The 14,546-nt window shown below is 68.8% G+C and carries 8 protein-coding genes; 7 read left to right on the top strand and 1 reads right to left on the bottom strand.

Annotated elements, in window-relative coordinates:
* Positions 1–41: 41 nt before the first annotated feature.
* Positions 42–4,583 (bottom strand): FtsK/SpoIIIE domain-containing protein, encoded by a 4,542-nt coding sequence (locus IWX63_RS01315; protein ID WP_199276346.1) that lies wholly within the window; start codon positions 4,581–4,583, stop codon positions 42–44.
* A 204-nt stretch (positions 4,584–4,787) separates the two neighbouring features.
* Between IWX63_RS01315 and IWX63_RS01310 the strand changes: the two genes are divergently transcribed.
* From IWX63_RS01310 to IWX63_RS01280, 7 genes are all read left to right on the top strand, one after another.
* Positions 4,788–6,839, top strand: a complete 2,052-nt coding sequence (locus IWX63_RS01310) for an acyltransferase family protein (RefSeq protein ID WP_199276345.1) — start codon at positions 4,788–4,790, stop codon at positions 6,837–6,839.
* Positions 6,840–6,953: 114 nt separating this feature from the next.
* Complete coding sequence (gene glf / locus IWX63_RS01305) at positions 6,954–8,141, top strand: UDP-galactopyranose mutase (protein WP_199276344.1); 1,188 nt, start codon at positions 6,954–6,956, stop codon at positions 8,139–8,141.
* On the top strand, positions 8,138–10,168 hold the full coding sequence (locus IWX63_RS01300; RefSeq protein WP_199276343.1) for a glycosyltransferase: 2,031 nt from the start codon (positions 8,138–8,140) through the stop codon (positions 10,166–10,168). Before glf ends, IWX63_RS01300 begins: the two co-directional genes overlap by 4 nt.
* Positions 10,169–10,176: 8 nt before the next feature.
* Positions 10,177–11,055 (top strand): ABC transporter permease, encoded by an 879-nt coding sequence (locus IWX63_RS01295; RefSeq protein ID WP_334685528.1) that lies wholly within the window; start codon positions 10,177–10,179, stop codon positions 11,053–11,055.
* A gap of 2 nt (positions 11,056–11,057) precedes the next feature.
* Complete coding sequence (locus IWX63_RS01290; protein ID WP_199276342.1) at positions 11,058–11,801, top strand: ABC transporter ATP-binding protein; 744 nt, start codon at positions 11,058–11,060, stop codon at positions 11,799–11,801.
* Positions 11,802–11,878: 77 nt separating this feature from the next.
* Positions 11,879–12,910, top strand: coding sequence for an ABC transporter substrate-binding protein (locus tag IWX63_RS01285; RefSeq protein WP_199276341.1), 1,032 nt, complete (start codon positions 11,879–11,881; stop codon positions 12,908–12,910).
* A 79-nt stretch (positions 12,911–12,989) separates the two neighbouring features.
* On the top strand, positions 12,990–14,513 hold the full coding sequence (locus IWX63_RS01280; protein WP_199276340.1) for a glycosyltransferase family 39 protein: 1,524 nt from the start codon (positions 12,990–12,992) through the stop codon (positions 14,511–14,513).
* Positions 14,514–14,546: the final 33 nt, after the last annotated feature.

The following is a 14,546-nucleotide window of genomic DNA, read 5'->3' as shown; positions in this document are numbered from 1 at the left end:
TGGTTTGTCACAGCAATGCCTGCTATGGCTGTCGACTGCGCTCATCGGCGGGTCGGGTAGGGTTCGAGAGTGGCCACCGATCCAGCCCCGCAGCGTGCAGCCAGACCGCCCGGCGTCGTTTTGATCGCCGCGGTCCTGGTGCTCGAGGCGATCGTCTTCATCGCCCTGTCGGTGGGTTTCCTGCTGTCCGTCTTCGGGGCCGACCCCATCTCCGTCGGGGGATCGGTCTTCATGACCGTCCTGCTCCTGCTGGCCGCCGCGGGCCTGGTGGCACTGGCGGTGAAACTCGCGGCCGGTTTCCGCTGGCCCCGATCGCCCTCCCTCGTGGTCCAGCTGTTCCTGGTGATCCTGGCTTTCCCTTTCTTCACCGCCGGTAATCCCCTCATCGGCCTCCTGCTCATCGCACCGGCTGCCGCGGTCATCGTCACGCTGTTCTCGAAGCCCGTCGTCGACTTCACGACCCGGACGACGGGGCCCGGAAGAACGCTGTAGGCCCCACCGCGGGAGGGCGCGCTCCTGGCGCCGGGGAATCCCCGCACCGGTCGGCGGGTAGCTCCGCCACCTGGATGTCGACGGTGCCCGACGGGTCGCAGGCGATTCCGCGGCCCGGGATCGGGGGTCCGTCCGGTTCGAGGCGGACCCCGAGGAAATCGCCGTCGCCCGGTGACCTCGGGGACAGGACGAGGCCGCGCCCCAGCCCGCGTGCGTGTGCCGTCAGGGGCGCCCGCGTCATCAGGGAAGGCCCCGGCACGGCGGTGAGCACCGCGGCGGCTCCCTGCGCCACCCACCCGACGAGCAACTGCTGGAGGTCCGCGGGAAGGTGGTCCACGTCGTCGACGAGCAGGAGACAGTCCCTCGCCGCAGGGCGTGCACCCCGCTCGGCGAGGCCCCGCCAGTACCCCACGGGGTCCGCGTGCGGCCCGCGGTCGGGCGGCGTGAGGACGGTCGGACACGGCCGGAGCCGGGATGCCGAATCCTCCAGCACCCGGATCGCCGTGGTGCGTCCGGTCTTCGGCCGGCCCAGCACGAGGAAGATCTCGCCGGGGCGCAGGCTGACCGCATAAGGATGCAGGTCGTCCCCGCACAGGCCCAGGGGGAGATCGATCGATGCCCGCCGCGGGACCATGGTGGATCCCGGGTGAAGCCGGGTCACCTCGACGGTGGGCGGCAGCGGGTGGACCGGAAACGGCGCCCGGGCAGGGGGTGTCAGGAGGCGACGGCGGCCGGCGGCCGGCGGCGACCAGCACGAGCTGGCAGGTACCGTCACCCCAGCTGCCGGTGAGGCGGCCCTGGGCGAAGCCTCGGCCCGCGACGGCATCCATGGGCGGCATCTTCGGCCAGGTCAGCGTCGTCTCCGGCTGGGCCCCGAATGGAAGATAGACACGATTCGGGAGGAGGGCGAAGAACCGGGCCGTGGTCAGCTCCCTGTCTCCGGCGATGCAGACCGTGACACCGCGCGCAGCGCCATCCCGCACGAGTGACTGCAGGTCGTCCTCGGCACGAGCGAAGCGGCCCTGGCGGAACTGGCTGCTCCACCGCCCCCACCCGGTGACGACGAGGGCGACCCGCGGACCGCCTCCGGCCCGACCATCCGCCAGGCCCACCAGCCTCTCGAGGACACGGCCGGCGCGTTTCGTCTCGTCCGAGCGGACATAGGCACCCACGTGCGGGCGCGCGGAGCAACCGGCCAGACTTCCGTCGCCGTCGAGGAGGTACAGGTGGACGTCGGGGTCGACGACCGGCAGGCAGGAGGAAATCGCCGCTAGGGCCTCGGTCGCGCCGCTGCCCGGGAGCCCGATGAACGCGAGGTGGGAGTGTTGCTCCGGTCGCCAGAACAGGAGGCGCTGCTCCTGGCGGTCCGGGAAGTCGACGATGCCGAGTGCAATCCCACCGCTCCCGCGGGGGGCGCCGGGGGCTCCGCTCTCCGCCGTGACGGGGAGGAAGCCTTCGCAGTCCCGGGCTGCGAGTGCGGCGGGCAGGGGAGGCAGGACGGGCCGGCGTGCCCGCGGGGCGGCGGTCCCGCCCGCGGCGGAACGCAGCGCATCGACCGCCCGGTCGAGCACCGTGCCGCCGCGCGGGGACAGGGCCGTCCCGCCGACGGGGGTGGCCACCCGGGCCGGATCGGGTGATGCGCCCCCGATGTGGGTGGCGAGGTCCTGCCAGCCGGTGATGTGCGTCGCTGCGGGCACGTCCCGCGACGATGCGACCTGGAAGGCGATCGGGGCCTCCGACCCGCGGCGCAGGAAGGCCCGCCCCGGGGTGTCGACGGGGATGTCGGCCGCCGCCGACGTCCCGAGGAGGTCCTGCGACTCCATCGGCGCCTGGACCCGGAGGAGGACCGACGAGGTGATGTTCGCCCGCATGTCCGGGGTCACGGCGCCCTGGACCCGTTGCGTAGCCAGGACCAGGTGCACTCCGAGGGACCGGCCGAGCGAGGCGATCTTCATGAGATCCGGGATCGCGCTCGGAACGTCATCGCTCAGCATCCGGAACTCGTCGATCACGATCACCAGTCGTGGCGGACAGCCTCCCGGCGCGATGCGGCGAAGTCCGTCCAGGCCTGGGGCGCCGTGCTCGGAGCACAGGCGTTCCCGCCGGCGGAGTTCCGCTCGGAGCGATGTCAGGGCTCGTCCGGTGGATTCGGACGACAGGTCCGTCAGGCTGCCGACACAATGCGGGAGGGACCCCAGCGGACCGAGACCGGCACCGCCCTTGTAGTCGACCAGCAGCAGCGCCAGGTGTTCGGGGGGCTGGTTCAGGGCGAGTCCCAGCACAAGGGTCCGGAGGAACTCCGACTTCCCGGAACCGGTGGTGCCGGCGACCAGCAGGTGTGGACCGTCCTTCGCCAGGTCGATCGACAGCGGGCCGTCCCCGGACCGTCCCACGTGGGCGGCCGCGTGCTCGCCGTCGGACGTGGTCCACCTGCCTGGAATCGTTGCCGCGAGGGTGTCCGGCATCAGGTCCTCCGACCAGAGGGAGGCGGATTCCGGGAGGGCCGACAGCGCTGTGGGCCGGGTTCTCCGGGGGTCGGCCGACGCGGCCGGGTCCAGTGCCGCCGCGCGGGCGAGCGCCCGGGCGGTGCGCTCGAAGGTCCGGGCCGAGACGCCGTCCGGAAGGACCTCGTAGTCACGGCCGCCCAGGCGGGCACCGGCGGCTCCGGCCGTGAGCATCATCCCCGAGCCGCCGGGGCCTGCATCGCTTCCGGTGAGGGCCCGCTCGGGTGGGGGGCCGGTGGCGAAGCGGATGACGCAGACGTTCGCCGCGGCGAGCCCGGGGAGGTCCCCGGAGAGCTGGAAGACCAGCAGGAGGGCGGCCCGGGCGGCGAGCGAGGCGAGGACGCCTTCGTCGTGCGTGAGGTGCACGTTCGGCAGGAAGCGTGCGTGGTGCGGGAGGTCGCGGGCCGGTCCCCAGCACACGAGGGTCGGGGCTCCCGACCGCGGGTGGGCCGCCTGGAGCAGGAGAGCCCGCAGGACGCCCTGTACTCCCTCGGCGTCACCGGTGATCGTGAAAGGGGCGGTGCAGGTGTTGCCGGTGATGTCTGCGGCCCGCGAACACGGGAGCAGGAGCGGGACGGCGTCCAGCGTCGGCGGTTCGAACGTGGACTCCGCCCGTGCGGCCGTGAGATTCGCCGGCTGGTCCGCCAGGCCGAGCCGCAGCAGGACGAGCTCCGGCTCCGGCCCTGCAGCCCGGACCGCCCCCGACGGCGGATGGCGGCCGGCACGGACGGCCTCGAACCCGGTCCGTCCGGGATCGGGCGCTGCGCTCTCGCGCCTGGCGCGGTCCTTCCCCGCGGCATCGCGCACCGCGCTCGCGAAGGCGGCCGCCTTCCGGCGATACGTCATCAGCGGTACGAGTCCGGTCACGGCGGAGAGTGCGCTGAACGCGAGGAAGAACCACAGGCCCGTGGTCAGCGCGAGGACGGCCCCGAGGATGAGCGGCAGGAGTGCTGTCAGGACGACGACGCGCGATGGCTTGCCCGGCAGCTCCGCCACGACGGACAGGGGTTCGAGGACGTCCCGGGGGTCCCCTGCCGTCCATCCCGGGTCGTCGACCAGCGCGATACGGCACCGGCTGCCCCCGATCCGCAGGTCCGTCGCGCCGGTGATGCCCGCTGTCGTGGTCCTCTCGCCGTCGACGAACGTCCCGTTCACCGATCGGAGGTCCTCGAGCAGGATGGAGTCCTCCGTGACGGTGAGCAGGGCGTGATGCCGGGAAAGGGCCGGATCGGCGAGGGTGATGTCGGCCGCGGCGCGTCCGATGACGTAGCTGCCACGCGTCAGGGGGATGACCTGGCCGGCATCCGGACCCGAGCAGACGACGAACGCGAGGTGGGGGAGCGATGCCACGGCGGGGGGACCCGGCGGCGCCCCGCAGACGATGACGGCACCCTGCGTGAACTCGGCGGAGTGGGGGAGGAGGGCGGCCAGCGGTCGTCCGTCCACCGTGAACGGCCCCTGGTATCCGGCCGACACGAGCCGGGCCGCCAGCACCGCGCCGGTACGGAGGGCCTCGGTGTCGACGACGATCTCCCGAGGTGCGAAAGCGGTGGGGGGAGCGCCCGCGAGGGTGACGTGCAGATCCATCCGGAACCTCCTGGGAGACTCCTCCCGAGGCTATGGTCGGATCGGGCGGGCCCCGATCGGGGGCCCGTCGATGTGGACAACCGCCCTGCCGCGGGCCAAGGGTACCCGGACCTGGCCACTTCGTGGCCCACCCACTGCGGCGTACACGGATGACGTGGGTTGCCCCGGTACAATCGACCATCGTGTCTACCGAGAAGAACCTCCATGGCTGTCGCTGAGGCGAGTCCGACCGCTGCTCCCCGACGTGGATCCGGCGGCTCCGACCGCGGTTTCCGTCCCGAGGTGCAGGGCCTTCGTGCGCTCGCCGTGCTGATGGTGGTGTCCTACCACATCTGGTTCGGTCGGGTCTCGGGCGGCGTCGACATCTTCCTGCTGATCTCCGCCTTCCTCCTGTCCCTGTCGTTCCTGCGGAAGGTCGAGGCGGGGAAGCCCCTGGATCTCGCGCGGCACTGGCTGCACCAGTTCAAGCGGCTCCTGCCCGCGGTCGTCGTCGTCATCGTCGGTGTCGTCGGAGCGAGCTATGTCCTGGTCCCGCCGTCGCGGTGGCCCGACATCATCGAACAGTCATGGGCGTCCCTGTTCTACCTGCAGAACTGGGTCCTGGCCTCGAACGCGGTCGACTACTACGCCGACGATCACAGCCTCGCCAGCCCCCTGCAGCACTTCTGGTCCCTCTCGGTCCAGGGCCAGGTCTTCATCCTGTGGCCCCTGCTGTTCCTCGCCAGCGCGCTGCTGGCCCGCAGATTCCGTCTCAGGGTCCGCGGGGTCGTCCTGCTCGTATTCGGGGCCGTCTTCGTCGCCTCGCTCGGGTTCTCGATCTGGGAGACGTACACGAACCAGGCCTACGCCTACTTCGACACCCGTGCCCGCCTCTGGGAGTTCGCCCTGGGAACCCTGTTGGCCCTGGCCCTGCCGTTCATCCGACTGCCGCGCGCACTGCGCGTCCTTGCGGGCTGGGTGGGTGTCGTCGCGATGCTCAGCGGCGGCTTCATCCTCGATGTCCAGGGTCAGTTCCCCGGGTACGTCGCCCTGTGGCCGCTGCTCGCCGCAGCACTGGTGATCGTCGCCGGCCAGACCGGCAGCGCGATGGGCGCCGACCGCTTCCTGTCGGCGAAACCCCTGGTCCGGGTGGGAGACCTGTCCTACGCCCTGTACCTCTGGCACTGGCCGGTCCTGGTGCTGGCCCTCGTCTGGCGGGACAGGCCCTCACCGGGGATCCTGGGCGGCTTCATCGTCATCGCGGTGTCGCTCGTCCTCGCCTACCTGACCATGCGCTTCGTGGAGCGTCCGATGCGGGCCCTGGCATGGGCGGACAAGCGACGTCGTCGCGCGGTGATGGTCCTGGCCGTGACCGTTGCGCTCGTCGCCGCGCCCCTGGCCGGCTGGCAGCACGTCATCACCCAGCAGGCTCGGGACATCGCCGCGAATGCGGATACGAACAATCCGGGCGCGCTGGTGCTGGACCCGCTCCTCGATCTGTCCGCCCCCGAGGGCGTGCCGCCGATCCCCGCGACGACCGAGATGAGCAAGGAGTACTTCCAGCTCGACAGGGTGTGTGCCGGGGAGGACGAACCGGACGACGCGCTGATCCGGAGTGAGTGCTATGTCATCACGCCTCCCTCCACGCCCGTGCGCGACATCATCGTCGTCGGGGACTCGCATTCCCAGCAGTGGTCGGTCCCGCTGGCCGCGATGGCCCAGGAGCGGGGCTGGAAGATGACGTTCGTCCTGCTGGGAGGATGCAAGTACGGGACCGGTCCGGAGGGTCGCACGCCGGAGTGCGAGCAATGGAACGCTGCGGTGACCGACTACGTCCTGGAGCAGTCGCCCGACCTCGTCTACACCGTCGGAACGGTCGCCCGGAGCGACGACCCGCAGGACGTCCTCCCGGCGGGCTTCGCCCAGACCGTACGGATGCTCGACGACCGCGGTATCCGGGTGGCGGCCGTCCGGGACAACCCGCGCTTCGAGACCAGCAGGGTGCTCTGCGTCGAGACACAGGGCGCGGAGAGCCCGGCGTGCAACCCGGCCCGCGCTGCCACCCTCGGCGACCAGCCCCCGGTCGCCGAACTGCTCGAACAGGCCCCGAACGTCGCCTTCCTGGACTTCACCGACTACCTGTGCCGGGACGAGACCTGCCCGGCCGTCGTCGGCAATGTCTTCGTGTACATCGATGCCAACCATGTCAGCGCCACCTACCTCAGATCCATGCTGCCGATCTTCACCCAGCGCTTCGACGAGACAGTACGTCTGTAGGGCGGCCGCCGTGCCCGTCGAGGTCCTGCCGCCCACCCGGTTGGAAGGCCGTCGGCTTCCGTCGGGTAGCCTTAAGCGGGCATGTCCGTCGTCAGAATCAATTCAGGAGCACTTGTGAACGTTGACCTCGTTGTTGTCGGGTCGGGCTTTTTCGGCCTGACCATTGCGGAAAGAGCGGCCACCCAGCTGGGCCTCAAGGTGGCTGTGCTCGACCGTCGGCACCACATCGGTGGCAACGCGTACAGCGAGAACGAGGCCCGCACCGGGATCGAGGTCCACCGGTACGGGGCGCACCTCTTCCACACGTCCAACGAGCGCGTCTGGGACTACGTCCACAACTTCACCGAATTCACGAACTACGTGCACAAGGTGTACACCCGCCACAAGGGCGAGGTGTACCCCATGCCGATCAACCTCGGCACGATCAACCAGTTCTTCCGCTCCGCGCTCGGCCCCGCGGAGGCGCGGGCGCTGATCCAGGAGCAGGCCGGCGAACTCGCGGGCACGGACCCCCAGAACCTGAACGACAAGGGCATCCAGCTGATCGGGCGCCCGTTGTACGAGGCCTTCATCAAGCACTACACGGGGAAGCAGTGGCAGACCGATCCCAAGGACCTGCCGGCAGAGATCATCTCCCGCCTCCCCGTCCGCTACACGTATGACAACAGGTACTTCAACGACAAGTACGAGGGGCTTCCGGTCAACGGCTACACGGCCTGGATCGAGCGCATGGCGGACCACCCGAACATCGACGTCCACCTCAACACCGACTTCTTCGACGAGGGCCACGAGTACTCGCGCTCGTCGACGCTCGGCCAGGTCCCCGTCATCTACACCGGGCCCGTGGACAGGTACTTCGATTTCGCGGAGGGCGACCTGTCCTGGCGGACCATCGACCTCAAGGAGGAAGTGCTCCCGGTCGAGGACTTCCAGGGATGCTCGGTGATGAACTACCCCGACGAGGACTCCGCGTTCACCCGCATCCACGAGTTCCGCCACTTCCATCCGGAGCGCGACTACACCAAGGACGCGACGGTCATCATGCGGGAGTACTCACGCTTCGCCGAGAAGGGCGATGAGCCGTACTACCCGATCAACACCTCCGACGACCGCGCGAAGCTCCAGGCCTACCGCGACCTGGCGAAGGGCGAGAAGTCCGTGCTGTTCGGCGGCCGCCTCGGCACCTACAAGTACCTCGACATGCACATGGCGATCGGGTCCGCCCTCTCCATGTTCGACAACAAGGTCACGCCGCACTTCACGAGCGGGCAGAAATTCGAAAGCGGCGGTGTCGACGCATGACCATCGGAGCGGCAGAGGACATCAGCAGCAGGGACGGGTCGGACGTCACCGAGTACCAGGTCGTCCACAAGGTCGTGCTCCCGGTCGAAGGTGACACCGACGTCCTGCCCCTCTACGTGGACTTCAACCCGGCGCGTCGCGTCGTGGACCCCTCCCGACGGGCGATCCGTCTCGGGGCCCCCAAGACGACACCGGCATTCCCCGTCCTGAGCCACCAGAGGTCCGACTTCATCGCCGGACGCACGAGCCTGAAACTGCCGGCGCATCGGCGGGTCTCCCTCGGCACCTACTTCAACGCGTTCCCGGCCAGCTACTGGCGCCGCCACACACCCGTCCGCTCCGTCCGGCTTCGCGTCGAGGTGGAGATCGAGGCCGGCTGCGAAGCGTCGGTCATCGTCTACCGCTCGAGTCCCCGCGGTACCTCCAACAGGGTCGACAGCGCGACGACGACGGTCAGCGGCGAGCTCGTCTTCGATCTGCCGCTGGCCTCGTTCGTCGATGGCGGCTGGTACTGGTTCGACCTCGTCGCACACGACGAGGAAGTGACGCTGTCGCGGGCTGACTGGTCCGTGTCCGCCGCTTCGGCGCGCAGCCAGGGGTCCCTCTCCATCGCGGTCACGACCTTCAACCGCCCCGAGTACGCGGTGCGGCACATGAACACCCTTGCGAATGACCCGGACCTGCTCGAGGTCCTGGATCGCCTGATCATCGTCGACCAGGGCGACGACAGGGTCACGGGCCAGGCCGCGTACGCAGCGGCCGCGGCACGGCTCGGTGAGCGGTTCCGGCTCGTCGAACAGGCGAATCTCGGCGGTTCGGGCGGGTTCGCACGCGGGATGGAGGAAGCCCTGCGCGCCGACGACAGCGACTACGTCCTCCTCCTCGACGACGACGTGAGCATCGAGACGGAGGGCATCCTCCGCGCCCTGCACTTCGCCAACTACACGACCGATCCCACGATCGTCGGCGGTCACATGTTCAACCTCTACGAGCGGGCCGTCCTCCACACGTTCGGCGAACAGGTGGACCGTCGACGCTTCTTCTGGGGACCGGCCGCGAAGAGCCTCGAAGGCCACGACTTCTCCGAGCGTAATCTCCGGATGACGCCGTGGATCCATCGACGGGTGGACGTCGACTACAACGGCTGGTGGATGTGCCTGATCCCGCTGCACATCGTCCGTGAGATAGGCCTCGCCCTGCCGGTCTTCATCAAGTGGGACGACGCGGAATACGGGGTGCGCGCCCAGAAGGCGGGCTTCTCCACTGTCACCCTCCCCGGAGCAGCGGTATGGCACATGCCCTGGACGGAGAAGGACGACACGATCGACTGGCAGGCCTACTACCACCAGCGCAACCGCTGGGTCGCGGCACTCAGCCACTCTCCCTTCGACCGCGGAGGAAGGATGCCCTTCGAGAGCCTCGCACTCGACGTCCGGCACCTCCTCTCGATGCAGTACTCCGCGGTCGCCGTCCGGATCAAGGCCCTCGACGACGTCCTCGACGGACCCGCACACCTCCATGCCACCCTGGGGGAGCGACTGCAATGGGTCAGGGCGGCCCGGCGCGAGTTCACGGATGCCCGGGTCTCGCCGAACAGTTCCGACTTCCCTGAAGTGCGGGAGCGGAAGAGCCACCAGAACATCCAGGAGCCCGCGACGGTCCTCGAGTCGCTGGTCCGCGCGGGCCTCGCCCTGGTCTCGCAGTGGCGACCGGTCCCCGCCGATGCGGCTGATCGGCCCGCCGTCGAGGTGCCCGCCATGGATGCGCGCTGGTGGCGCCTCACCCGCTTCGATTCGGCGCTGGTCACCGCGTCGGACGGGACAGGCGTGTCGTGGTACCGCAGGGACCGCTCGCTGTTCTTCTCCCTGCTCGGCAAGACGCTCTCCCGGCACTGGAAGCTCGTGAGCAACTGGTCCGCGCTGCGGGAACAGTACAGCGGGGCCCTCCCCGAATTCACCAGTCGCCAGGCCTGGAACGTCACGTTCCGCCGGTTCTCCAAGGAGATCGAGGGAGACACGGCAGATTGAGCAACGGCATGCGAGGATCCGCAGCGGATCTGCCGAGTGCCATGCAGACACCCGGTGCTGGTGGCGGGCTCGCGGCAGTCCTGAAGAATCGGTTCCTCCTGCGTCTGCTCGTCCGGAAGGAGATCCACGTCCGCTACCGCGGATCCGTCCTCGGTCTCCTGTGGTCGTACCTGAAGCCGCTCCTGCAGTTCTCCGTCTACTACGTCGCACTGGGGATCTTCCTCGACCTGCAGGGGACGACGGAGAACTACGCGATCTACCTGTTCTCGGGGATCGTGCTCATCAACTTCTTCACCGAGGCCTTCGGCAACGCCACGCGATCGATCGTGGAGAACCGCGATCTCATCAAGAAGATCTATCTCCCTCGCGAGCTGTTCCCCATCTCCGCGGTCTGGGTCTCGGCCGTGCACTTCGTCCCGCAGGCACTCGTCCTCGCGGGCGCCTGCCTCATCGTCGGCTGGCGTCCGGATCTCCTGCAGCTGCTCCTGGTGATCGTCGGCTTCCTGATCGTCGCCTGTCTCGCCAGCGGACTCGGATTGCTGTTCGGGGCGGTCAATGTGTACTTCCGGGACGCGGAGAACCTCGTCGACATGATCCTCATGGTGGTCACCTGGGCGTCACCGGTCCTGTACAGCTGGGTCCTCGTCAGCGACGCCCTGGGCCGGTGGTTCTTCCTGTACCAGATGAATCCCATGACCGTCGCGGTCGAACTGTTCCATCTCGGCTTCTGGGTCCCCACCCTCGAGGACCCGACGGCGGGTCCCGCGCTGATGCCCGACCTCCTCGGTCTGTGGGTGCCCGTAGCCGTGGTCGTCTCACTGCTGACCCTCGTCCTCGGGCAGTTCGTCTTCCGACGCCTGTCGGCCAACTTCGCCCAGGAGCTCTGAGCATGCCCACCGACGCGATCGTCGCCACCGGCCTGCGGAAACGCTTCGTCCTGCGTCATACCCGCTCGTTGAAAGAGGCCTTCGTCTGGTTCGTCCGCGGGCGGAGGGGCGAACTCGTCCAGAAGTTCAACGCGCTCGACGACGTCGGATTCACGATCCGGACGGGGGAGACGGTCGCCCTGCTCGGACTCAACGGGTCGGGCAAGTCGACCCTCCTGAAACTGATCTCCGGGGTGCTCCAACCGGATGCGGGAGTCATCCGCACGCGAGGACACCTCGCCGGGCTCATCGAGGTCGGCGCCGGTTTCCACCACGACCTCAGCGGGCGGGAGAACGTGTACCTCAACGGCGCCATCCTGGGCATGTCCCAACAGGACATCGAGGAGCGGTTCGACTCCATCATCGAGTTCGCCGAGATCGGCGAGTTCATCGATACCGAGGTGAAGTTCTATTCGTCCGGCATGTACCTTCGGCTCGCGTTCTCGATAGCGGTCCACACCGATCCGGACATCTTCCTGGTCGATGAGATCCTCGCGGTCGGGGACGAGCCGTTCCAGCGGAAGTGCCTGGCGAAGATCAGGGAGCTCGCCGCGGCGGGGAAGACCCTGATCGTCGTGAGCCACGACCTCGACCTGGTGTCGAGTGTGTGTGAACGCGGGATCCTCCTCGAGAACGGACGGCTCGTGAAGGACGGCGACGTGGCATCCGTCGTCTCGGAACTGAGACAGCGCGCAAGCGATCATTAGGGAGCGCCATCGTCCGTCGGTCGTCGCCGGGGACGAGGAGGGGCCGGAATGCCAGGATTTCACGAGAGGGAAGAATTTTGAGACATGAGAGCGCCGGCGGGATCCGTCCGGTGGTGAGCCGACGGGCCGTCGTCCTGGGGATGCTCGGACTGCCGTTCATCGCCACCGCGTGCACCGGCGGGGACGAGAGCCAGGGAGCCGGGAAGAATATGTTCCCGGTGGATGTCACGCACCAGTTCGGGGTGACCACGGTCGATGAACGGCCGGTGCGCATCGCGACCTTCGGGTTCGCGGCCGCGGATGTCTGCCTCGCGCTCGGAATCGCGCCCCTCGGCATGCCGGGATCGAACGCGACGCCCTGGTACAACCTGCAGCGCGTCGCCGAGGAGGCCATGATGCCGGTCCTCTACCCCGACGAGGTGGACCTGGCCCTCTCCGCGATCGAGGACCTCGAACCGGACCTGATCTTCACCCTCGGTGCCGACCTCACGCCCGACCAGTACAGCCGGCTGTCCGGCATCGCTCCGGTCGTCCACGGGATGACCGAAGGGAAGCCCTCCTGGCGCGAGACGGTCGAGCAGGTCGCACTGGCGCTCGGTCGGTCCGACCAGGGTGCGGAGCTCATCCGCGAGACGGAGCAGCGCATCACCGCGTCGGTCTCCGACTATCCGGATCTGCCCGGGACGACCTTCCTGGTCGTCGAGGCCTTCCCCGCGGCCGGGGCGGACCTCGGGGTCTACGGTGCCACGTCCGGACCTGTGAGCATCCTCGAGGAGTTCGGGATGAGCCTCGCGCAGCTGCCGGCCGGCATCGAGGAGGCCGACGAGCTGGTGGACGATGTCTTCGGCCGGGTCGGACAGGTCCGATGGCCCCGCGACCGGGCGGAGGAACTGCGCGCCCAGGTCCTCGTCCTCGTCGCGGAACGACGGCGGGCCCAGGGGCTGGCGGACGACCTCGCGGGAGATCTCGATCCCACCCAACAGACCGTCCTCGCCCCGAAGGACGAGATGGGCGCCGCGATGATCATGGTGTCACCGCTCAGTATCGAATGGCTGGCGCGGAACTTCGTCCCCATCCTCGCAGAGGCCGCGTTCGACGTGCGCCAGTAGCCCGGTTCCGGGGTGTGTCCGACACCGTCGGACACACCCTGGTCGCCGGTGGATCAGCGGTGCATGGTTTACTTGACACGTGCAAAGGACAACACGACCTGCTGTCCTTGTCGCGGTCCTGGCCACCGTCTACTCCGGGGTCGGGATGCGCACCCCTAGCTTCTGGGTTGACGAAGCGGCGACGATCAGCGCCATCGATCGCAGCCTCCCTGACCTGTTCCGGATGCTGGGCAACATCGATGCCGTCCATGGCTTCTACTACCTCCTCATGCGCGGGTGGGCCACACTCTTCGGCCTGTCCGAGTTCGCCCTGCGCCTACCGAGCCTGCTGGCCGTCGGTGTGTCCGCGGGGCTGGTGGTCGCCATCGGACGGCGGATCGGAAGCCTCAAGTACGGACTGACGGCGGCCGCACTGATGGTGTTGCTGCCGAGGACCCAGTACGTCGCCACTGACGCCCGCTCCTACGCCCTGGCGCTTGCCGCCGGCGTTGCTGCGACATACTTCCTCGTCCGGGCCCGCGAGGTGCCGGAGCGGCGGTTCTGGGTCGGCTACGCTGCGGCGGGCCTGCTGGCGACCCTGCTCTCCTTCTACACCGTGCTCGTCTTCGTGGCCCATGCCGTGACCGTCTGCCTCGACCGGAGATTGCGGGAGAACTGGCGCCCCTTCCTGGCAACCAGCCCGGCGTGGCTGATCCCCACGGCCCTCCTTGCCGCGATCGGCACGAGCCAGCAGTTCCAGATCGCCTGGATACGCCCGATCGACAGCGGCGTCATCTCCGAGGTCGTCCTGCTCCAATTCTTCAGTGACGCCTACCTCATGCTCGACGGCGGTATCGCCCCTGTGCCGACCCCGGGCGAGAACATCACCATGGTCGGGCTCGCTGTGCTCCTGTGGGGCATGGCGATCGCGGGAGCGGTGCGACTCCGGAAACACTTCGCCGCGAGGTTGGCGTTGCCTCTGCTCGTCGTCCCGTTGCTCTGCGTCATCGGCGGGTCCCTGATGCTCGGTTCCCCGTACTATCTTCCGCGCTACCTCTCCTTCGTCCTCCCGTCCGTTCCGCTCCTGGCAGCAGCGGCGGTGCTCACCGTGGATGGGTCCGCCACCCGTGGTGAACGGCGGGCAACGCCGTCGAGCCGGGATCATCGGGCCGCGGTGGGCGTGCTGGCTGCCGTCGCGGTCCTGGCCCTCCCGTCCTACCTGGGCCAGCGGACGGAGTACGGCAGGAGCCCGGGGGACGACTTCCGGTTCGTGGCGGACACCCTCAGGGATGAGGCCGAAGCCGGGGAAGCGGTGGTCCTGACAGTGGACGCCGGCCTCGGTCGAATCGCGTACCGGGATTCGTTCGCCGGCCTGGTCGATGTCACGGTCGGGACGAGCGCAGATGACTGGGGCAGGATCTACGATCAGAGGTTCGACCTCGATGCCGTGAAGGACGAGGTCCTTCCGCACGATGTCGTCTGGGTCGTGCACGCGAGGGGTGACGTCGCCTCGGAGCGGACGCTCGAGTCATTCGGCTATCGCGAGGATGAGCGCTTCGACGGGACAGGCAATACGGTGGTCAGGTTCATCCGCGAGGATGTGCAGTCTTCACCGACGTCGTGACCCGAAGGGCATCCCCGACGAGGGCGCCAGGGC

The organism is Arthrobacter sp. CAN_A2 (assembly GCF_015752045.1).
Lineage (GTDB): Bacteria > Actinomycetota > Actinomycetes > Actinomycetales > Micrococcaceae > Arthrobacter_D.
Note: the sequence above shows the minus strand (reverse complement) of the source record. Positions and strands in the feature narration are given on the sequence as shown.

Excerpts from the sequence above, each read along its gene's own strand:
- IWX63_RS01315 (WP_199276346.1), bottom strand. The coding sequence starts at position 4,583 with ATGGATCTGCACGTCACCCTCGCGGGCGCTCCCCCCACCGCTTTCGCA.
- IWX63_RS01310 (WP_199276345.1), top strand. The coding sequence starts at position 4,788 with ATGGCTGTCGCTGAGGCGAGTCCGACCGCTGCTCCCCGACGTGGATCC.
- IWX63_RS01300 (WP_199276343.1), top strand. The coding sequence starts at position 8,138 with ATGACCATCGGAGCGGCAGAGGACATCAGCAGCAGGGACGGGTCGGAC.
- IWX63_RS01295 (WP_334685528.1), top strand. The coding sequence starts at position 10,177 with ATGCGAGGATCCGCAGCGGATCTGCCGAGTGCCATGCAGACACCCGGT.
- IWX63_RS01290 (WP_199276342.1), top strand. The coding sequence starts at position 11,058 with ATGCCCACCGACGCGATCGTCGCCACCGGCCTGCGGAAACGCTTCGTC.